13 protein-coding genes are annotated in these 21,376 nt (G+C 33.9%); 6 read left to right on the top strand and 7 right to left on the bottom strand.

Annotated elements, in window-relative coordinates:
* Positions 1-139: 139 nt before the first annotated feature.
* The 6 genes from IHE43_RS01350 to IHE43_RS01325 form a co-directional block, all read right to left on the bottom strand.
* Positions 140-6,412, bottom strand: coding sequence for a T9SS type A sorting domain-containing protein (locus IHE43_RS01350; protein WP_192186329.1), 6,273 nt, complete (start codon positions 6,410-6,412; stop codon positions 140-142).
* 105 nt (positions 6,413-6,517) lie between these two features.
* Positions 6,518-6,955, bottom strand: coding sequence for a retropepsin-like aspartic protease (locus IHE43_RS01345; protein WP_192186328.1), 438 nt, complete (start codon positions 6,953-6,955; stop codon positions 6,518-6,520).
* Complete coding sequence (locus tag IHE43_RS01340; RefSeq protein WP_192186327.1) at positions 6,907-9,573, bottom strand: CHAT domain-containing protein; 2,667 nt, start codon at positions 9,571-9,573, stop codon at positions 6,907-6,909. The genes IHE43_RS01345 and IHE43_RS01340 overlap by 49 nt, the downstream gene beginning before the upstream one ends.
* Positions 9,574-9,784: 211 nt before the next feature.
* Positions 9,785-11,737, bottom strand: coding sequence for a PKD domain-containing protein (locus tag IHE43_RS01335; protein ID WP_192186326.1), 1,953 nt, complete (start codon positions 11,735-11,737; stop codon positions 9,785-9,787).
* A 111-nt stretch (positions 11,738-11,848) separates the two neighbouring features.
* Positions 11,849-12,826 carry a hypothetical protein gene (locus IHE43_RS01330; RefSeq protein ID WP_192186325.1) on the bottom strand — a complete coding sequence of 326 codons (978 nt, stop codon included), beginning with the start codon at positions 12,824-12,826 and terminating at the stop codon, positions 11,849-11,851.
* Between the two features lie 287 nt (positions 12,827-13,113).
* On the bottom strand, positions 13,114-13,326 hold the full coding sequence (locus IHE43_RS01325; RefSeq protein ID WP_370526679.1) for a hypothetical protein: 213 nt from the start codon (positions 13,324-13,326) through the stop codon (positions 13,114-13,116).
* A 129-nt stretch (positions 13,327-13,455) separates the two neighbouring features.
* On the opposite strand from IHE43_RS01325, the gene IHE43_RS01320 reads away from it, so the two are divergent.
* The 6 genes from IHE43_RS01320 to IHE43_RS01295 all read left to right on the top strand — a co-directional run bounded on the left by IHE43_RS01320 (position 13,456) and on the right by IHE43_RS01295 (position 19,867).
* On the top strand, positions 13,456-14,040 hold the full coding sequence (locus IHE43_RS01320; RefSeq protein ID WP_192186324.1) for an RNA polymerase sigma factor: 585 nt from the start codon (positions 13,456-13,458) through the stop codon (positions 14,038-14,040).
* Positions 14,041-14,042: 2 nt separating this feature from the next.
* On the top strand, positions 14,043-14,768 hold the full coding sequence (locus IHE43_RS01315; RefSeq protein ID WP_192186323.1) for a tetratricopeptide repeat protein: 726 nt from the start codon (positions 14,043-14,045) through the stop codon (positions 14,766-14,768).
* A gap of 404 nt (positions 14,769-15,172) precedes the next feature.
* Positions 15,173-16,705, top strand: coding sequence for a S41 family peptidase (locus IHE43_RS01310; RefSeq protein ID WP_225585336.1), 1,533 nt, complete (start codon positions 15,173-15,175; stop codon positions 16,703-16,705).
* A 152-nt stretch (positions 16,706-16,857) separates the two neighbouring features.
* A complete protein-coding gene (locus IHE43_RS01305; protein WP_192186322.1) occupies positions 16,858-17,637 on the top strand; it encodes a TatD family hydrolase in 780 nt (259 codons plus the stop codon).
* Between the two features lie 72 nt (positions 17,638-17,709).
* Positions 17,710-18,846 (top strand): 1-acyl-sn-glycerol-3-phosphate acyltransferase, encoded by a 1,137-nt coding sequence (locus IHE43_RS01300; protein ID WP_192186321.1) that lies wholly within the window; start codon positions 17,710-17,712, stop codon positions 18,844-18,846.
* Complete coding sequence (locus tag IHE43_RS01295; RefSeq protein ID WP_192186320.1) at positions 18,836-19,867, top strand: asparaginase; 1,032 nt, start codon at positions 18,836-18,838, stop codon at positions 19,865-19,867. The genes IHE43_RS01300 and IHE43_RS01295 overlap by 11 nt, the downstream gene beginning before the upstream one ends.
* Before the next feature lie 264 nt (positions 19,868-20,131).
* Here the strand turns inward: IHE43_RS01295 and IHE43_RS01290 are convergent, their stop codons facing one another.
* Entirely contained in the window at positions 20,132-21,364 is a 1,233-nt protein-coding gene (locus IHE43_RS01290) for an MFS transporter (RefSeq protein ID WP_192186319.1), read from the bottom strand.
* Positions 21,365-21,376: the final 12 nt, after the last annotated feature.

The raw sequence follows: 21,376 nt of genomic DNA, 5'->3' as shown, positions 1-21,376 counted from the left end.
AATTCCAAATTCCAATTCTTTGGAAGAATTTTAGAATAAAAAAAATCCCAAATTCCAATTAAGGAATTTGGGATTTTTTATTTAGATGAAAGTTCTCAAATTTGGATTTTGGAATTTCTTTATTGGAATTTCATTCAAGTTATTTCTTCACAATTTTGACTGTTTTCGTTTTGCCTTCAGATTTTACTTTTAACAAATAAACCCCTGAAGAGACATTTGATAAATCAATTTCAGAATACTCACTATTTATTGTTTTAGACAAAATAGATTGTCCGGTAACTGAAACTATTTCAACCTCATCAATTATAGAACTATTGCTTATCGTTAAATTATGCAATACTGGGTTTGGATAATATTTGAAATTTGAAAGCACAAAATCTGGTGTTGAAAGCGCTCCATTCAATTTTACAGTTACCGCAAGACGTTCTTTGCTTTCAATTCCGTTTATGGTTTGAGAGGCATAATAAGTTGTTCCGTCAACCAAAACTGTTGTTAAAGGCAAAGGATTTTCGTTAGTTTTACTCGTTTTTCCTTCTAAAGTATTAGGAGCGCTATACCATTTAATGTTTTGACCTTCAACAATAAGATCTGCTAAAGTTTGTTCAGGTTTAAAATCAACAGTTATAGCCTCTTTACTTTCTATTAAAGGAGCTGGCGGATTAATAACGAAATCAATAGTTACAAAACATCCATTTTTATCTTGTGTAATGATAGTGTAATTGCCAACTTCTAAATTGGTAAAGGTATTAACTGTAGAAAATGCTGCCAAATTAGTTGAAATAGCATAGACATAATTACCAGCGCCACCAGTTGCATTTACTGTAACAGAATTATTTTTAATATCAATGGTAGCTACTAATACAGCAGGTTCAGTTATAGTAACCACCATAGTAGAAGAACATTCATTACTGTCTTTTACAGCTATCGCATAATTACCAGCAAACAGATTAGAGAAGATATTGCTAGATTGATAAGTGCTTCCATTTAATGAATAGAGGAAAGGAGCTTTTCCTCCGGAAACAGTCATCTGTATAACAGCATCATTACTTCCATTGCAGTGTATTGGAGAAGTAACAGCAGTTGTCGCCACCAATGGATTTACAGCATTTAAAGTAGCAGAAAGGGTAATTATAGCACCTCTCGCATCTTTAACTTTTATGGTGTAAGTTCCTGCTTGTAAATTTGAAGCAATATTAGATGAACCGTAATTAATACCATTATCAAAAGAATATTGATGAGGGTATTTACCGCCTGCAGCATTTATTGTTATGCTTCCTAAAGCTGTGCAAGTAAGAGGTGTCGTCATAAGAGCGCCAAAAAGCGTTTCAGACGTGATTGTTATGCCACTTTTAGTGACTTTACATCCGAGTGCATCAGTTACTTCTATAGTGTATTTTCCAATAGATAAACCTTGAAAAATAGAAGAAGTCTGAGGGGCAACTATTTGTGAGCCATTTTCATATTTCAGAGAATAGGAATAAGGGGCCGTTCCGCCTGAAGCAGTAATTGTTATTGTTCCGTCATTACTGCTAACATTTGTAGTATTTGAACCCAAGTTCGACAAGGATAAAAGAACGGGTTGTGATATTGTAACGCTAGTGGCAGCAATACACCCAAAAGCATCTTTTACACTGACAGTATAGGTTTGAGATGTTAGATTAGTAAAAATACCCGATGCAGTATATCCATTTCCTATAGAATAGGTATAAGGTGCATTTCCTCCTACAGCAGTAGCAGTTATTGAAGCATTGCTTAAGCAATCTATAGCTTTAGTAACAACTGTTGTGATGGCTAAAGGATCAAGAGGTTTTATAACTGCAGTAGAAGATCCTGTAGCATTTTGAGCATCTTTAACGGTTACCGCATAACTTCCGGGAATTAAACCAGCAAATAAATTTGAAGACGTATATGTAATCCCATTATCTATTGAGTATTGATATGGAGCGACACCTCCAAGAGCAATTATATTAAGTTTTCCTGTCGTGCTATCGCAGGTTAAAGGTATTATTTCAAAATTTGCTAAAAGGGAGGTTGGCTCAGAAATGCTTATGTTAGAATGCATTGCTGTACAACCTTTATAATCTTTGATATAGACAGTGTAAATACCTTTTTTTAAATTAGAAAAAATATTATTAGACTGAAAAGTGATGCCATCCAGAGAATATTCATAAGAGCGGCCTTGACCGAGTGCTTTTACTGTAATAGTTTGGTTTTCGACAATTACTTTTGAGATAATTGGATCTGGTTCTTCGATTGTAAAATTCTGTGTGTCTGACGTGCATCCATTGGCATCTTTGATTGAAAACGTATAGGTTCCTGGCTTTAAGTTTTCATATAAATCATCATGTACTGCAAAAGGACCACCATTTAGTGAATAGGTATAAGGAGATTGCCCGCCCAATGCTGCAATGGTCACGCCACCGCCGTCCAGATCAGACGCAGAGCAAACTCCCTTATACGTATTATAGTAAAATGAAGGAGCTGTTTGAGCGGCAATTGTAGCAGTTAAGACTGTTGTGTTATTATCGGCATCACGTACTTTTAGCGTATAAGATCCTGATGTAAAATTGAATACATTCGAAGAGGAATAGGTAATTCCATTATCTTCAGAATATTGATAAGGAATAGTGCCGCCAGCAGCTGTAACAGTAATTGTTCCAATAGGATTGTTACATGTTATTTGCGTAACAGCAGCTGTTGCTGAAAGTGTATTTATTTTATGTATAATTGAAATATCAGTTTTTGAAGCAATGCACCCATTTTCATCCTTTACTTGAACACCATACAATCCTGCTTGTAAGCTGTCAAAAATATTTGAAGTTTGAAAAGCTCTAATTGTTATTCCGTTAAAATTTGTCAAAGCGTAACGATAAGAGGAAACTCCTCCCGTTGCTGCAACCGTTATTTTTCCATTATTATCGTTAATAGTGGTTGAGTTTTCTGCGCTGGCCGTTATTGTTATTGGAGAAGGTTGTTCAATATTAATGAAATAGGAATTTACACATCCATTTGCATCTTTTACAGTTACATTATAAACACCTGCGATTAAATTTGTAAAAACATTTGTTGGAACAAAACTACTGTTGTTGATTGAGTACACATACGGTGCTTTTCCTCCTTGTGCATATATGTCTATTCTTCCGTCGCTGGCTTGATAACAGCTTACATTTGTTTTTGATACAGAAATTATAGGAGAGCTTAAAGGCAAAACAGTTAAATTGTTTGAAGTTGCTAAATCGTTATTGGCATCTTTGACAACAATTGAATAGGTTCCTGCATTTACATTGTTAAAAACATTATTGAGCTGAAAAGTTACTCCTTCATTAATAGAATAAGAATAAGGAGGCATACCTCCGGCAGCATTAGCAGTTATTACTGCATTACTCATACAATCTGCTTCTTTAGTAATTACGACCGAAGCCGTTAATTGATTTACATTTTCAATAGTAACTTTAAAAACGAAAGATTGACAGCCTTTTGAATCTTTTATATAAACTTGATGAATGCCAGGGCTTAAATTTGTAAAGACATTATTAGTTTGAAACGGACTGTCGTCTACAGAATATTCGTAAGGCGCAGTTCCAGCCAGTCCATTAATAGTCAAAGTTTGCTTATCAATTAAAAAGTCAGCATAAATAGGCATTAACGGACTTACTGTTATTGATTTTGTATATAATTTATCATCGTTATCTTTTACTGTAATAGTATAAGTTCCAGCAACCAGATTAGTAAAAATATTGCTGGCCTGAAATGTTGTTCCACCATTTATAGAATAAACGTAAGGCGTAAATCCGCCGGTTGCAGTAACAGTAATTTCTGCATTACTTGTACATTCTATTGGTTTTGTAATTGCAAGAGCAGCCGAAATCGGAATCGCTATTTCAGCCCAAAAACTGCCTGGTTCGCAATTATTAGAATCCTTTACTCTCAAATGGTGTAATCCGACATTAACATTTGTAAAAATATTATTGGTTTGAAAATTACCGTTATCAATTGAATAAAAATAGGATCCGGTTCCTCCTTGCGCGCCGAGAATTGATATCGTATTTCCGTCAATTACCATGTCTGCATTTACAGCTGATGGTTCTGTAATCGTATACGGAAGCGTACTTGTACAGCCTGTAGCGTCGATTACTTTAATAGTATAATTTCCTGCTTTAAGATTGGCAAAAACATTGCCGCTTGTATAAGGACTATTATTTATAGAGTATTCGTATGGAGCTTGCCCGCCAACAGGATTAATTATTATAGATGCAGTACTGCCATAACATGAAATTGAAGTGTCTGACGCTGTTATAACTAAAGGCGAAGGAGATTGAACTATTTTTGATAGTATTGGTGAAACACAACTATTGCTGTCTTTTACAACTATATTATAAGTTCCAGTAAGAACATTAGTAAAAACATTAGCAGGGCCATAAGTTACTCCTCCATCTATAGAATAAATATAAGGTGCTTGTCCTCCTGTTGCCTGAACAGTTATTGAATTATTAATACAATCTGAAGGTGTAACCACAGCAGTTGCAGTTATCGGACTAAGTGAATTTACTACAATTGTGTTTGAATTAGAGACCGTATTTGCAAGGTCTTTAACAATTACAGTATATGTTCCGGCCGGAATATTAGTAAAAGTATTATTCAATTGATATGATACTCCTCCATTTATTGAATATGCGTATGGTGGTTGGCCACCGGTAGCATTAACAGCTATAGAAGCGCCACTTATACAATCTGATTCTTTAACGAGTATTGCCGAAGAAATTAAAGGATCCGGAACCACAACCGATGCCGAAAATGTTCTTGTACAGCCGTTAGAATCTCTTGCTTCTGTAAGATAATTTCCTGAAGTTAAAACAGTAAAAACATTACTAGATTGATAAGAACCTCCATCAAAAGAATATTGATAAGGAGGGGTTCCTCCAGATGAAGTTAAGGTTATGTTTTGACCGGAAGTTTCTAAAAGAACAGTTAAAGCTGTTGGTTGATTGATTACATGATCAATAGTTGACACACAACCAGCAGCATCTCTTACTTTAAGTGTATAAGTTCCAGCATTAAGTGTGGTAAAAATATTGCTACTTGTATAAATACCATTATTTATAGTGTACTGATATGGAGCTTTTCCACCACTAGCATTAATTGTTAAGGAAGCATCACTACCACCATTACATGATACTGATGTATTTGACGCTGTTATAAATAAAGGTGTAGCAGGCTGTATTGTTGTAGTTACAGATGAAGATAAACAACCCTTACTGTCTTTTACAATTATAACATAGGTACCAGGATTAGGAGTGCCAAAAACATTAGACGAGATAAAAGTCATTCCGCCATCAAAAGAGTAAATATAAGGCGCTTTTCCTCCTGTTGCTATCGCAGTTATTGTTCCTGTACTACAATTTGTTGGGTTTGTAACAACAGCAGTTGCGCTTAAAGCAACAAGTGGATTTATAGTTATTGCAAATGGATTTGAAATCGAATTTACAGCGTCTCTCGCGATTATAGAATATGTTCCAGGAATTAAATTATTAAAATTATTATTGACTTGAAAAGGACTACCATTTAAAGAATAAGTGTAAGGAGATTGTCCTCCGGCTGCAGTAGCAGTTATTACTGCATTGCTATTAGCGCTACAATCTATTTCTTTAGTAATAAAAGCTGTTGCAGTTAAAACGGGTAATATATTTGCTGGAACCGTAGTTATACAACCTTTGGAGTCTTTCACCATAAAAACATAATTTCCAGGTGTTAAGTTTGGAAAAAATGCACTTGATTGAAAATTAACTCCTTCTAAAGAATATTGATAAGGTGCAGTTCCTCCAATTGCTGTAATAGTTGCCATTTGACCGCTAACCATTGAAGTTGCATTTAAGGTCGTTGGTGCAGTTATTGTATAACTAGCCGTAGTTGGGCAGCTGGTAGAAGTATCTAATACTTGTATGCTATAAACTCCAGCCGATAAATTAGTGAAAGTATTGCTACTTGTAAAAGAGCCTCCGTTTAAAGAATAATAATATTGTCCATTTCCTGCAGAAACACTAACTGTTAATGATGCTTTGTCTCCACTACATAAAATAGCGGTATGAGTTGCTGCTATATTTAAAGCAGGAACAACTTTTACGTTAAAAGAATTGGTTGTAATAGTCCCATTATTATTAATTCTCGCATATATAGTTGTAGAAATTGCAGCAGTATTATAATTTGAAGGATTTGCAATTGCATTTGTATTATTGGTTGCATCTGCAAGGCTTAAATGATAACTAACAACGGTTTGATCAGGATCTAAATTGCCAATTAAGAGATATTTTTGCTTCGATAAATCAAAATTATTGTCTCCGGAGCAATGCACAATATCCTGAGCATAAAAAACAGTAGTAAACAAGAAAAGAAAACAAAGTAGAGTTTTTTTCATAGTATTAGATTTGTTAAAATGGACATAACAAATATAATACAATAAATATTGTTAAAATTGAGGTTTCCCGTAAAGACGTGAAAATTTGAACCTAAAGTGAAATTTTCATTTTAAATACAAATAATGATTGTAATAATCAATAATAGCCTTTCCCTCTAATAAAACATCAGCACCAATAATGCCGTGAACCGTCTTTGCTTTGTAGGCTTCTAAAGCTTCATTTACATGTGAAAGATCAAAAATAACCAAGCTGAAATCCGAGTTTTTCCAGCTACCGATTTGTAAAAGGTTATTGTCCGAAATTTGTGTTCTCATGCCCGTTCCTCCAGCTCCCGAAGCTTTGGTTTTTGATTTTTTTGCAGTAATACTAAAACGTTCAATACTTTCAAAACCTATGCAGGTATTAGAAGCTCCTGTATCAAGAATAAAATTCCCCGAAACACCATTGATTTTTGCTTTTATCAAAAGATGCTGTGTTTTGGTGACTTTGAATTTTATTTTCTTGTATTGCTCTTTTTTAAGAACCTCGTGAAGATTTTCCATTTTTGATAATGATTGAAAATCAAAAATAAACCAATTACAATCAATAAACTAATGATGTAATAGATATAATTTGATGCTTTTTCTTCCTGTGAAATTGAACCGTAATACACAAACGAGCTCCAGTAATAAGGAGATTTCTTCGCATTTGGAATCGATTTGTCATTCAAAAAAGCAATTTTAGCATTAGTATTAGCTTCAAAATAAGAAACATCATTTTTGACATTTTTATAAAAATCTGTCATAAAAACGGATGTTGTATAATCGTTTACTTTCCATAAAGAAAACAACAGATTCTGTGCGCCGGCAAACTGAAATCCTCTCGCAACGCTCATCGCACCTTCGGCTTTATACAATTTCCCGATTCCGGTTTCACACGCACTTAAAACCACTAAATCAGGATTGATGTTGAGATTGTACAATTCAGTATATAAAATTTCCTGATCATAAAATTTAATACTCGCCGGAGTTTCAATATCGCCCGAAGAAGCATGTGTACTCAAATGCAAAATCGAATAATTTGCAGCATTCTTTTTAAAATTAGAGAAACTGGCTTTCGAGTTTTCTAAATAGTTTCCTTTGAAATTATTTCGGATCGATTCTAATTCTTTCTTCGAATAAGTCAATTCATAAGCTGATTTTTCGAAAATTGGAAAAAGGCCTAAAACTGTTTTTTCTGAATTTGAAACAGGTTTTGAATTCAAATAAAAACTAGCCGAAGTATTATAAGCGATCTTAAAGTCATTCAACAAATAGTGCATTTTGGCAAAATTGGTTGTGTCTGATTCTTTGGTAATCAAAGCTTCAAAAGGCAGGAAATTTAAAATTCCATCAGGGATAATGATGAGGTTTTTGTAAATAGTATTTTGTGGCAATTTCAGCATATTATAAATAGTATTTCCAGTGTGATTATATCCGGAAATATCATTAACAATAGCATTTGCATTGTTGAAATAATCTATAAATCTTGCAATGATAGGAATTGCAGTATCTGTAATATTAATATACTGGAGATTAATTTTGTTATTTTGCAAGGTGAAATAAAACAAACTTTCATCACCCATAAAATAATAAACCATTACTGCTTTGTCTTTTTCCAATTTTGAAAGAAGAGCTTTTAAATCACAGTTTTCAGAGGAAGAATTAAAATCTTTAGATTGAATTTTTTTCAATAAAAGCATCAATTCGTTTTGCTTTTTTATTACCGAATTTATTTTTGAAATATTGGCTAACGCTCCTTTTTGCTGTTCTTTTAAAATGGAATTATTTAAGTTTTGAAGTTGCTTCAAAAGAGATTTTTCTTCTGCAGAAGCAGTTTTAATAGTCGAACGATAACGTTGCAAAATGCCGGATTTTGTTTTTTCTGATAATTGAAAAGCCTTTTCTAAATATTGAATTTTGTTTTGTTCCTGATACAATCGATCATAAATCAAAAGACATTTTTCAGTACGATTTCTTGCTCTCATCTGACTAATGATTTTGGAGTTTTCGTAAACTAAAATATTCATCATTAAATCTTCAAGATGAAAAGAAAGCAGATAAGCCAAAAGTGCTTTTTTGGGTTGATTTTGTTTGATATAAATATCAGCTTGTAAATCAAGAACATCTAATAAAGCCGTCTCAGCATACAAATCATTTTGTTGTGGAAGAATGTTTTTTGAATTATAGTTCGGAATTAAGACTTTAAAAACAGCTTCAATTTCTTTAGAACTTTCAGCATATTTTTGTTGTTCAAAAAGCAATAAAGCTTTTTCATAATATAATTTTGCGATTTGTCTTGGTTGTTGATTTGGAGTTTCAAAAAACAGTTTTTCTGCCTTTTTTAAATAAGAATTAGCAAGATCATAGTTTTGCCATCTTATGTTTAAGGAAGCCAAATTTCTGTAACAATTTGATAAAGTTTCAGATTGGCCTTTTTCTTTTTCCAAATATTTAATGGCGGCCTTAAATGATTTCTCTGTATTATCAGTTGAACTCACAACAAATAAAACCTTATTTGAATTCAGCATATAACTATTCCCCAGATTATTCAATAAAATGCCTTTCTGCGAATTCGATAATTTCTCCGTTTTTAAAGTATTTTCCAATAATTCAATCGCTAAAGAAGTTTTCCCTGAACTCTGATAAACATTCGATAGATTTAAAATCGCAGCAAATTTCTGTTTCTGAGCATCAGGATAATTTTTGGTAGTATTAACAATAAAAAAATATTGCTTAATCGTGTTTTCGGCGTTGTCATAATCCCCTAAAACAGTATATAAATTCCCCAAAGGTTTCAGGCAATATTCAATAATATCATAATTAGAAAGTTGCTGCTTCTGATAAATTTGCCAGGCTTTTTCATAACTTGAAATTGCTTTTTCAGTTTGCCCGAATTGATTTTCATAATATGCTTTATTGCAGTTTAAAACCACAATTGACAATAATTCGTCTTTGATTTTTGGTTTTGGACTTTTCCAGAAATCAGCTTCTGTATTGGTTAATTGTTGTAACGCTTTCGCGGAAGGATGAGCGACAAAAACATCAATTGCAGTATATATTTTATCTTCCTGAGAAATAGTTTTCTGCCCGAATAGAATCAGCGTAAAGAAGATGAAAATATGGCAATATAGTTTTTTCATAAATGATTATTTATTCCACAGAGATACACAAAGTTTTTCGCAGAGATTCACGAAATATTTTAAAGTTTTTTTGCCACGAATTTCACCAATTTTCACCAATCAACAAATGAAAGCAAAGTGTTAAAAAAATTAGTGAAAATTAGTGAAATTCGTGGAAAAACCTTTTATACATATCTCTGTGCAAACCTACGTGTATCTCTGTGGTAGAATCCTAAAACTTCCAAATTCCATAAAACTGAAAATAATTAAAATTCTGCTCAAAGTTGATTACATAACGTGCACCCAGACTCGGACCAATTCTTGCGAAACCAGCCGTTAAATCAAATAAAAGACCGGTTTTAAAATCAGCAAATGAATTTTTTACCGTATTGGATGTTGTAGTTGTACTAATTAAAAAACTCTCTTTGTCGCCTTCAAAAGTCTCGATTTTTATATTCTGATTTTGTTCTTCTGAGACATTTATATTCGCCTGAATTCCGGTACCAATTCCGATATAATTATTAATGTTGTACCGAATCAAAAGCGGAATTTCCCAATTAACATTTTGGTTTTCCGTTTCAGTAGTGGTGCGCACCAATTGTCTTACTCCGTTTGCGTTTGTGTTTATTTCATTTTTAATATCAACGTCACTGTCATATTTATTCAAAGCATTAACCCATTCTGCCTGCCAATAAAAACGATACGATTTAAAAGGCGAGATCGTGGCACCCACAAAATAACTCGTCGATTTTTCCAGATTTGGATACAAATTATATCCGGCTTTTGCACCAATCGAAATTCCGGGCAAGAATCGGGTAGTGGCGTAATTGGTAATTATGGGTTCGTTTTTATCAAAAATAATAGCGGTTCGGCTTCGGGTTTTTACTTTATGAAAGTCCTCTGCAAATTTCATGGAGTATTTTACAAAACCTTTTGTAGAATCTTTTTCATGTACATTTTTTTGTTCGCTTCCTGGTAAATAAATGTTTTTGAAAGTGAAGAAAATCTGCTTTTGTTTGATGATGGTGTCGAGACAACTTACGGTTGGTTCTTCATCTTTTGGACAAATCGGACATTTAGGATACATGTCTTCAATCTGAAAAGTCTTTTTATCAAACATGTCCGGAACATCTGTTTCTAGCCGAATCATTCTCGCGGGTCCTTCGCCGTTGTTTTGAAAACGGGTTTTAAAATTCACTCTTTTAAAACGCACCAATCTGTAATTCATAAAACTTCCATTAGATCCCATTTTGTTTGGATCATGAGAAGTCACAATTTCCATTTCCAGATTTTTTATTTTGTGATTTTTATAACTCCGATTCGGAACAAAAATCCCGCGCATTGTAACCGTAGCGCTGGTATCTTTTATCATTTCCGGAGTAGTTTTAAAGGTATAAAAAACATTGCGTGTTTCTCCCGGATTAGCACCGTCAAATTCTAAAACATTGACATTATGATATAATTTATTTGCTTCTAATAAGGAAGCATCCAAATCTTCTTCTGTCGTTGTATTCCGATATTTTTTGAGTTTTATTGTATTTTCGGCGGAAGCCAGATAATTTTTAGAATCGTCCAGGTCATCAACCGACGCAACAGCATTTTCCTTTACTTCGCGTTCGTTGGCATACGTTCTAAAATCGACCAATTCGAAATTGTTATTTTTGAATTGCTTCTCATTATAAAACAAATACAGTTTCCCGCTCGCAACATAATTCTCCAAGTTTTGATAACCTACTACGACTACCATTTCCTGTTCCGGAATGGGGTCGCAGTTTTTGATTATCGCAAATCCATTTTGATCTTCTATGGAAGCGATGTCTTTATAATTGGTATCAGTAATATCGTTTATCGCAACTTTTTTAGGTCGCGTTGCAGGTGGTTTTCCGTTATCGTAATTGTTGGTTACGGCAAGTCTTGTGGTATACGTTCCTTTGTTTTTATAGACGTGTTTAGGCTCGGCTTCTTTGCTGTAATGGCCGTCACCGAGTTCCCATAAATACGAATAACTTGGTTTTGGCGCACCCGCAATCGGAATCAAAGGTGGAGTTTCCGGTTTATAAGTAACGGCATTTCCATTTTGAATAAAACCAATAGTGGCTCTTCGGGTTATGGTGTCTTTTACTTTGGTTTGTCCTATTGCGAGAATAGAGAATAGAATAAAGAAAATAGACGTTAGTAATTTCATAACTAGAGGTTTTTTAGCTTTAAAATCATCTGAATTAATTTCAAAACAGGTTTAAATGTAAAAAAAAGTGATGAGCAAATCACCACTTTTTCTTAAAAAGTATTTTGTAAGTTACTGAATAGCATTGATTGCGGCCACCAGTTGCGCTTCTGTCCCAATAACAGTTTCTGCAAGTGTAAAGGTGTAAACATCGTTGGCTGCAACGGTTACGGCTTTTATTGCATAACGCCAATTGCCATTGTCCTCGGTCACAAAAATCACATGACATTTTAAACCAATTGGGATTTGACCGTAGTGTTCGCTGAATAATCCAGCCGTAGTATAGGTATCTAATTTAGCCAATGCGTTTGTTCCTTCTCCATCATAAGATAGATAAACAGCGCTATTATTATTGTCATAACCATCAGGAGCATCAACAAGAAGGGTTGTTTTAGGTCTTGGATCGCTGTAGAAACGATCCACATTTGTCCAGCCAAAGTTTCCAAAAGTTACATAATAGTTGGCGCCTTCACCCTGAACACCACCTTTTCCGCCATTAGCATCTTTAGCTTCTCTCCAGGCTAGTTCTCCTTTATCGTCGATTACACCAGCCCATAAGGTCATGGCATTGTCTAAACCATCTGTTAAATCAGTCGGAATCATCATATTCATAGAACAAGAGTTTTGAAGTTCAACGCCGCCCTGTTTTGCTTTGATGAAGATTTCTCCTCCTGAAATTAACAGGTTTTTCTTTCCGTCAGGCATAATTCCCATTGTTGGTTTGTTGGTCACCAACATGTTTCCTTTGTCAAAAAGTTCGATATATTCGATATCGACAGTTCCTGTTACCGGATTTCCGTTTTTAGTCAGACAGTTTCCGTTGATGTTTACTTTTACTCCTTTTGCAGAAGTAAAGGTTACCACTCCGGCTCCGGCTGTAATAGTAAAATTTTGTGTGTTTCTTTTAACTCCTTTTTCGTTGATGCTTTTAAAGGCTGCAGAAGTTGGTGGCGAAATAATAATGTCATCGCCGTCACTGTTGGTATCACAACTTACTAAAGTGATTACTAATAAAAATAAAAGACTGATAGTTTTAAATTTTGTGTTCATGATTTCTAGTTTTATAAATCTGTCTTGATTAGTTTCAAGTGGTTTCAGATTCTGGTTGTTAATTTTAATTTTATATTCTTATATCAATTCGGGTTTGATATTGTTACCCTAATTTTTAAAATTTATTTTTCTGCTTGTTTTATACGGTTATATCAACTCACGATAAAAATTGTTACCCCCTGTTTTTTAATTTTTTTTAATTTATACGGAGAGACATTTATCTTCAAAGAGGTTTCCATCTTCGTCGACAGCGACTAATATGTTTTTCTTCCGCGAAAGCGTAATTATTAAATACAGCCAAACAATCGACCAAAGCCCAAATGTGAGACAGGTAAGAAAGAGATGAAAGAATGTTTAATGGATTTTTTTTCTTTGGATAAAACCACATAAGGCAGCTTTTCATTATGTTCAATAATTACAAAACCATTTCGTTTTTTGGCCGAAATCATTTCGTAAAACTGATCCAGATTTTTATTATTTGTAAATTGATACGTTTTCATTTCTCTTAATTTTTTATGGTTTTAAAAGATTGTTGTACCGTTATATCAATTTGATTTTGTAATTGTTACCCCTGTAAATGAGATTTATTTCAGATTCTTTTTCTAAATTAGCTATCAAAAAGTTTTTTTATGGGCGCAAATAAAATTCATCCTGACCAAATGTATATTGAGGGACTTGCTGCAAATGATTCGGCAATCATTCAGTCTATATATAAGAAGTTCGTTCCAAAAGTCGTTTTTTTCGTCATGAATAATTCGGGCGATAAAGAACAGGCACAGGATATCGTTCAGGAAGTCATGATTTTGCTTTTTAATCAGGCGAAAGCCAATACATTAAAATTAACGTGTCCGTTTGATGCCTACTTTTTTTTATTATGCAAAAGGAAATGGCTCAATGAGTTAAAAAAAACATCCAATAAAGGGGTAACAATTAATGAAGACGTTGTATCTATGAATGAATCTGCACTTGAATTAATTGGACAAACAGAAGAATTTGACGAAAAACAACAACTTTTTGATACCATGTTTCAGAAATTGGGGGATAAATGTCAGGAACTTTTAAAACTGAGTTTTTCAATTAAGTCGATGGAAGAAGTTGCTGAAAAACTCAACGTTACTTACGGTTATGTCCGTAAAAAGAAATCGTTGTGCGTGGGTCAGTTAACGCAGTGGATTCAGGAAGCTAAAAATTTTAATTCTCTAAAAAACAATTAGTCATGAACGAAGAACGCTACATATTATTTGATCAATATCTTCAAAGCGAAATGACTGCTGTCGAAAAAACTGATTTTGAAAAACAATTAGCCGAAGATCCGGAATTTGCATCAGAATTTGAGACTTTCAAAGGGGTACAACTTCAATTGGAAAACAAATTTGGATTTGAAGCCGAAAGAGAAGCGTTTAAGGAAAATCTGACTCAAATTTCAGAAAAACATTTCAATAACAGTAAACCAAAAGTAGTATTAATGCGTCCGTGGTATTATGCAGCGGCAGCCTCTGTCATTATTTTATTTGGATTGTTCTTTTTTGACTACAATCAAAATCCGGCCTTTAATGATTACAATCACCCCGGACAAGCTCATTTTACAGAAAGAAGCACTACGAATGTGCATTTATTACAAGCCGAAAAAGCTTTTAATACCAGAAAATTTAAGGAAGCCGTTCCGTTTTTTGAAGCAGCTTTAAAAGAAAACAAAACACCGGAAGTTCAGTATTATTATGGTATTTCTTTATTACAAGTTAGTCACTATCAAAAAGCCGAAGCTGTTTTTAACGAATTGAAAGCCAACAGCCCTATTTATAAGGATAAGTCAATTTGGAATCTGGCTTTAATAAAATTAAAGAAAAAAGATTACGAAGGCTGCAAACAAATCCTGCAAACCATTTCTCAGGATTATGAGGATTATGACGAAGTTCAGGAGCTTTTAGATGCATTGGACTAGGAATTTATTTCGCAGAGATACACGAAAAAATACACAGAAAGTCGCAGAGTTTTAAAGAGCTTTGCGATTTTTTTTTAACCGCAAGGTGCGCAAAGGGTTTACGCAAAGATGCAAAGTTTTTAATTTTCTTTGCGTTCCATAGCGTAAACTCTTTGGTACCTTGCGGTTAAATTCTTTCTGGCCTTTACGTAAAACCGTAATTGAATTTGATTTTTAATAGCTACATTCGGTTTTAATTTATACCAAAACAAACCCAAAAACGATCTAAATTTAATGAAAAAAATTACCCTCTTTTTCTCTTACTTCTTTCACAAATTACCTTCGGCCAGGCCAAAATTACCGAAACCGAAAAACTTTCTGCAGTCTGCAAAGTTTGGGGATTCTTAAAATATTATCATCCGAAAGTGGCCAATGGCGATTTCAATTGGGATCAACAGCTTTTGGATATTTTACCAAAAATTGATAAGGCACAAACTAAAGCAGAGTTCTCTTTAGTTCTGGAAAACTGGATTGATGATTTAGGGCCCATAAAAGAAATTGGGCCAATTACTGTACCAAAAGATGTCCGGTTTTTTGATAAAAATTTTGATTTAAGATGGATTAACAGTAATAAATTGTTTTCAAAAAAGCTTTCGAAGAAACTTAAATTTATTGAAGAAAACAGATTTCAGGGCAAACAGTTTTATGTTGAAGGAAAAGAACATGTTGAGAATGTTTCTTTGATAAATGAGCGTTATGATGATCCCAATTTTAATGATAAAAATTCAAAACTGCGAATGATATTTATGTATTGGAATGTTGTCGAATACTTTTTTCCGTTTAAATATTTAATGAGTCAGAAATGGGATGAAACTTTAACAGAAACATTGCCTGAGGTTGTCAAAGCTGAAAGTCAGAATGATTTTTACACAGTAATGAAGAAGATGATTTCAAAAATGGATGACAGCCATACAGAGTTTTTTGTATATCCTTCAGCTTCTACAAGCGGAGAAAGAAGAAGATTTTTTCCTGCTGATGGAAAAATAATTGATGAAAAAATAGTGGTAACAGAAATTTTAGGCGACAGTCTGGCCGAGGCTTATAACATAAAAGTAGGCGATGTAATCACAAAAATAAATGACAAAACAATTAAGGATTTTATCTCAGAAAAAAGAGATTTAATCTGTGCTTCAAATGAGGCTGCTTATTTAGATAAACTAGCAAAGATTGTCTTGGTGAATCCCTCAGATAATGTTAAAGTAGAATTTTTGAAAGATGGAAAATACGAAACAAAAGAAATGATTTGGTTTGATTATCATGATTCTCACAGGAATGAATTTAAAAAGGGAGCCATGAAAAAGAGAGACAAGTTTAAGTTTTTGGGTAATAATATAGGCTATGTCGATATGGGGATTATAAAACCGAAAAATATTCCAGCAATGATTGAAGCTTTAAAAGCTTCCAAAGCAATTGTTTTTGATATGAGAAATTATCCAAACGGAACTTTTAGAGAGATATCGCAATTTTTAAATCCGCAGGAAAAAGAATTTGCCATTTATACCCGCCCATATTATGGTTATCCTGGTAAATTTATTTGGGATGGCTCAACGAAAAGCGGTTCTGAAAACAAAGATAATTACAAAGGAAAAGTGATTGTTTTGCTTAACGAAAAATCAATCAGTCAATCTGAATGGACGGCAATGTGCTTCCAGACGGCGGGCAATACGACAATTATTGGAAGTCAGACAGCTGGAGCAGATGGAAATGTAAGCCAGTTTGATTTTAAGGGATTTCATACCTTGTTTTCAGGAATTGGGGTTTATTATCCAGATGGAAGAGAAACACAAAGAATTGGTATCGTTCCGGATATTGAAGTAAAACCAACAATCAAAGGAATTAAGGAAGGAAAAGATGAGGTTTTGGATCGTGCTTTGGTTTTTATTGAAACTGGGAAATAACAGCTAGGTTGCGTCCAAAACATTTTCAAATAAAAAAATCCGTTTCAATCCGCGTTTTCACGAAGTGAATCCGTGTCATCCGCGTGCCATTTCCTCAAGATTGGGAAAGTTTTTAATATTGTCGTAATTTTGGCTTCTTAAAAATTATACCATTGAATTCAACACCCATAATTACCGATACACATACCCATTTATATTCTGAAGAGTTTGATCAGGATCGCGACGAAATGATGCAGAGAGCCATAAATGCCGGAGTAACACGTTTTTTTATTCCCGCCATTGATGCCGCTGCCACACAGTCAATGTATGATTTAGAGCAAAACTATCCGGACTATGTCTTTTTGATGATGGGTTTGCATCCTACTTACGTTAAAGATAATTATGAGGAAGAATTACAGCATGTAGAAACTGAATTGGCCAGAAGAAAGTTTTATGCTGTTGGGGAAATCGGAATTGATTTGTATTGGGATAAAACGCATCTGAAAGAGCAGCAAATTGCGTTTAGAAGACAAATTCAGTTAGCAAAACAATATAAGCTACCAATCGTAATTCATTGCCGTGAAGCTTTTGATGAAATTTTTGAAATTTTGGAAGAAGAAAAATCAGATGATTTATTTGGAATTTTTCATTGTTTTACTGGAACTCACGAACAAGCTTTACAGGCAATATCCTATAATATGAAGTTAGGAATAGGAGGAGTTGTAACTTTTAAAAACGGAAAAATCGATCAGTTTCTAAATCAAATCGATTTAAAACACATTGTTTTGGAGACTGATTCTCCTTATTTAGCGCCGATTCCATATCGTGGAAAACGAAATGAAAGTAGTTATTTAACCAATATTTTAGCAAAATTATCTTATATTTATAGTATTTCTGAAGAAGAAATTGCAGAAATTACAACGCAAAATTCAAAAGATGTTTTTGGGATTTAATTATCAACTAACAATACTTTAATTTTTTTTTTGTTCTTTTGCCCACCTAAATAAATAAAACAGATATTTATAATGCAGAGATTTGATGCCATTCGACCGTTTTATGATTCAGAAATAAATGAAGCACTTCATGATGTTGTGAATCATCCGATGATGAAAACCATGATGAACTTTACTTTTCCGGAAGTAAATGATGAGGTTTGGAAAGAGCAGCTTAAAAAAACACATTCAATTCGTGATTTTCAATGCAACTTTATATATAATACAATACAAAAGGTTCTTGAGAAAAGTTCTGAAGGTCTCACAACTTCAGGATTTGAGAAACTTGAAAAAAATACTTCTTACTTATTTATATCTAATCACAGAGATATTCTTTTAGATACAACATTGCTGAATGTTTGTTTATTTGAACACGGTTTAGTCATGACAGCCTCTGCAATTGGAGATAATCTTGTTAAAAAAGCATTCTTGAGTACTTTGGCAAAACTGAATAGAAACTTTTTGGTTTTAAGAGGTTTAACTCCAAGAGAAATGTTGCAGAGCTCTAAATTATTGGCTGAATATATGGGGCAATTATTGCTTCGCGAAAATCGTTCGGTTTGGATTGCACAGAGAGAAGGACGTACAAAAGATGGAAATGACGAAACTAATCCGGGAGTTTTAAAAATGATTGGAATGGGTTCTGATGAATCGAATTTGATGGATTATTTTAAGAAATTAAAAATCGTTCCGGTTTCAATTTCATACGAATATGATCCGACAGATGTTTTGAAAATGCCACAATTAATGGCAGAATCAAAGAACGAAGTTTATATTAAAGAGAAAAATGAGGATTTCATGACCATTTTAAGTGGTATTATGGGAACTAAAAAAAGAATACATATTTCCGTTGGAGATGTTTTAGATACTGAAATTGACCAAATTGTAGCAGAGAATGATAACGCAAACAAGCAAGTTCAGGCTTTGGCACAAGTTATTGATGACTCCATTTTATCTAGTTACCGATTATGGCCAACAAACTTTATTGCTTACGATATTTTAAACGAAACTGATAAATTTTCTCATTTGTACAGAGAAAGTGAAAAATCACTTTTTGAGCGTCGTTTAGAAATGAGAATCGGAAGCGATAATCCGGTTACAAGACAAGGATTTTTATCCATGTATGCCAACCCGGTTGTCAATAAATTAAAATACCAGGATGTCATCTAAAGCTAAAATACTTTTGATTTATACCGGAGGAACTATCGGTATGAGCAAAGACTTTGAGACGGGTGCGCTTAAGGCGTTCAACTTTGGAAAATTATTGCAAAATATTCCTGAAATCAAACAATTAGATTGTGAGATTGAGACGTTTTCGTTTGAAACACCAATAGATTCATCTAATATGAATCCTGAAATGTGGACGAAAATTGCCGAAATCATTGAAGAAAAGTATGCCGCCTTTGACGGATTTGTCGTGTTACACGGTTCAGATACCATGTCGTATTCGGCTTCAGCATTGAGTTTTATGTTAGAGAATTTGGCAAAGCCGGTAGTGTTTACAGGATCTCAATTACCAATTGGAGATCTTCGTACCGATGCAAAAGAAAACCTGATTACGGCAATTCAGATTGCTTCACTTCAGGAAAATGGGAAACCGGTAATCACTGAAGTGTGCTTGTATTTTGAATATAAATTATACCGCGGTAACCGAACATCAAAAGTAAATGCAGAACACTTTAAAGCATTTACAGCACCCAATTATCCTGAATTGGTAGAGTCTGGAGTTCACCTAAAATTAAACCGTCATTTATTTCTTCCGATAAAAGAAAATGCCAATTTGATCGTCCATAAAAACTTAGACAATCACGTTGCCATCATAAAAATGTTTCCCGGAATGAGCGAAGTGGTTTTGGCTTCAATTCTCGAAATCAAAGGTTTGCGAGGTATAGTATTAGAAACGTACGGTTCAGGAAATGCTCCAACTGAAGAATGGTTTTTGAATTTAATTCAGAAAGCAATTCAGTCCGGTTTGCACATTGTAAACGTAACGCAATGTTCCGGAGGAAGTGTCAATATGGGACAATATGAAACCAGTACAGCATTAAAATCCCTAGGCGTTATTTCAGGAAAAGATATTACTACAGAAGCCGCCATTACAAAATTGATGTATTTGTTAGGACATAATATTCAGCAGGAAAATTTCAAAACTATTTTTGAAACTGCTCTGCGCGGGGAGATTTCGCTGTAAAGTTTTCCACCATATAAGTAATATAAGTTCATTTTAGTTTTATGCCAAAAAAATGAATTCACATAGTTTGTCATTTCGAGGAACGAGAAATCTCCGCAAGTAGCTCGACAAAGATTGTCACCAATAGGAACGGAGCTGCTTGCGGAGATTTCTCGTTCCTCGAAATGACAAGATTGCGGATAATTGGAATTTGGAATTTTTTTTGTTTTGGAATTTCCTTCCCAAAGTTGGAATTTGGAATTTTTTTATTGGGATTTTTAAGGTTTAATCTTTATAACGAACCGGACAAGTTTCCAACTCTTCTTCAGAACTATGTCTTTTATAATAAACATAAACAATCACAGAAATAATACAAATGATTCCCTGAATCGCAACTGTGTTTCGAGTTCCAATAATGTGCGAAACATATCCAATTATCAAGCTTCCTACAGGAATCATTCCCTGATATGCCATTAAATAATAGCTAATACTTCTGGAACGCATATTAACAGTACTTTGTGTCTGCACATAAATGTTTATAGCAGAGGTTTGCGCCATCATTCCAACGCCACTTAATGCCATGCAAATAAGCGCTACGGTTAAACTATTTGAATACGCGAGTATAATTATACTAAAACCTAATAATAAGCTCGCAGCAATCATGATTTTGTTCATATTATCGGCTTTTTTAAGATTAGCCAAATAGATCGCTGATAAAATTGATCCAATTCCGGCGGCGCTTTCGAACCAACTGAAAGTTTGAGCATTTCCGCTGAAAAGATCTTTGGCGAAAACAGGCATTAAAGTATTAAAAGAGATCACGAATAAACTACTACACATTAACATCAAGAGCATTTTAGCCATTTCTGTTTCTTTTTTTACATAATCTAATCCTTCAATAAAATCATCCCACATTTTTAATTTGTCAATTGCTTTAATGTGGGGTGTGATTTTCATCATAAACAATGAAATTAAAACCGGAATATAACTTAGAAAGTTTCCAATAAAACAAATGTCTTCGCCATACTGGTGCAAAATAATTCCGGCTAAAGCCGGGCCGGCGATTCGGGCAAAATTATTTAATGTTGAGTTCAAAGCAACCGCATTTGGTAAATCTTCCTTGTCATTGACAATATCAATCATCATGGTTTGTCTGCAAGTCATATCAAATGAATTGATGATTCCCTGAAAAAGACTTAAAGCCAGAATAAAGTTGATGTTGTATATTTTTAAGTAAATCAGCAAAGCCAGAGCTCCAGCCTGAAACATAGATAACGATTGTAGCAAGATCATGCTTTTATGTCTGTCGTAACGGCCAATGATACTTCCGGCAATTGGCGCCAGAAATAAAGATGGAATCATACTTAAAAAAGTGGCTAAACCCAATAAAAAAACAGAACCGGTAATGCTGTAAACCATCCAACTTACAGCTGTTTTTTGAAGCCATGTTCCGATAACCGAAACAGATTGTCCGTAAAAGAACAATTTGAAGTTTTTTGATTTTAACGCTTTAAACATAACCTTTTATAT

Source organism: Flavobacterium sp. MDT1-60 (assembly GCF_014844035.1).
GTDB lineage: Bacteria > Bacteroidota > Bacteroidia > Flavobacteriales > Flavobacteriaceae > Flavobacterium.
Note: the sequence above shows the minus strand (reverse complement) of the source record. Positions and strands in the feature narration are given on the sequence as shown.

Bases quoted from the DNA above. Each gene is read 5' to 3' on its own strand.
- IHE43_RS01295 (WP_192186320.1), top strand. From the start codon at position 18,836: ATGTCATCTAAAGCTAAAATACTTTTGATTTATACCGGAGGAACTATC.
- IHE43_RS01300 (WP_192186321.1), top strand. From the start codon at position 17,710: ATGCAGAGATTTGATGCCATTCGACCGTTTTATGATTCAGAAATAAAT.
- IHE43_RS01350 (WP_192186329.1), bottom strand. From the start codon at position 6,412: ATGAAAAAAACTCTACTTTGTTTTCTTTTCTTGTTTACTACTGTTTTT.
- IHE43_RS01335 (WP_192186326.1), bottom strand. From the start codon at position 11,737: ATGAAATTACTAACGTCTATTTTCTTTATTCTATTCTCTATTCTCGCA.
- IHE43_RS01325 (WP_370526679.1), bottom strand. From the start codon at position 13,326: ATGAAAACGTATCAATTTACAAATAATAAAAATCTGGATCAGTTTTAC.
- IHE43_RS01340 (WP_192186327.1), bottom strand. From the start codon at position 9,573: ATGAAAAAACTATATTGCCATATTTTCATCTTCTTTACGCTGATTCTA.
- IHE43_RS01345 (WP_192186328.1), bottom strand. From the start codon at position 6,955: ATGGAAAATCTTCACGAGGTTCTTAAAAAAGAGCAATACAAGAAAATA.
- IHE43_RS01320 (WP_192186324.1), top strand. From the start codon at position 13,456: ATGGGCGCAAATAAAATTCATCCTGACCAAATGTATATTGAGGGACTT.
- IHE43_RS01330 (WP_192186325.1), bottom strand. From the start codon at position 12,826: ATGAACACAAAATTTAAAACTATCAGTCTTTTATTTTTATTAGTAATC.
- IHE43_RS01315 (WP_192186323.1), top strand. From the start codon at position 14,043: ATGAACGAAGAACGCTACATATTATTTGATCAATATCTTCAAAGCGAA.
- IHE43_RS01290 (WP_192186319.1), bottom strand. From the start codon at position 21,364: ATGTTTAAAGCGTTAAAATCAAAAAACTTCAAATTGTTCTTTTACGGA.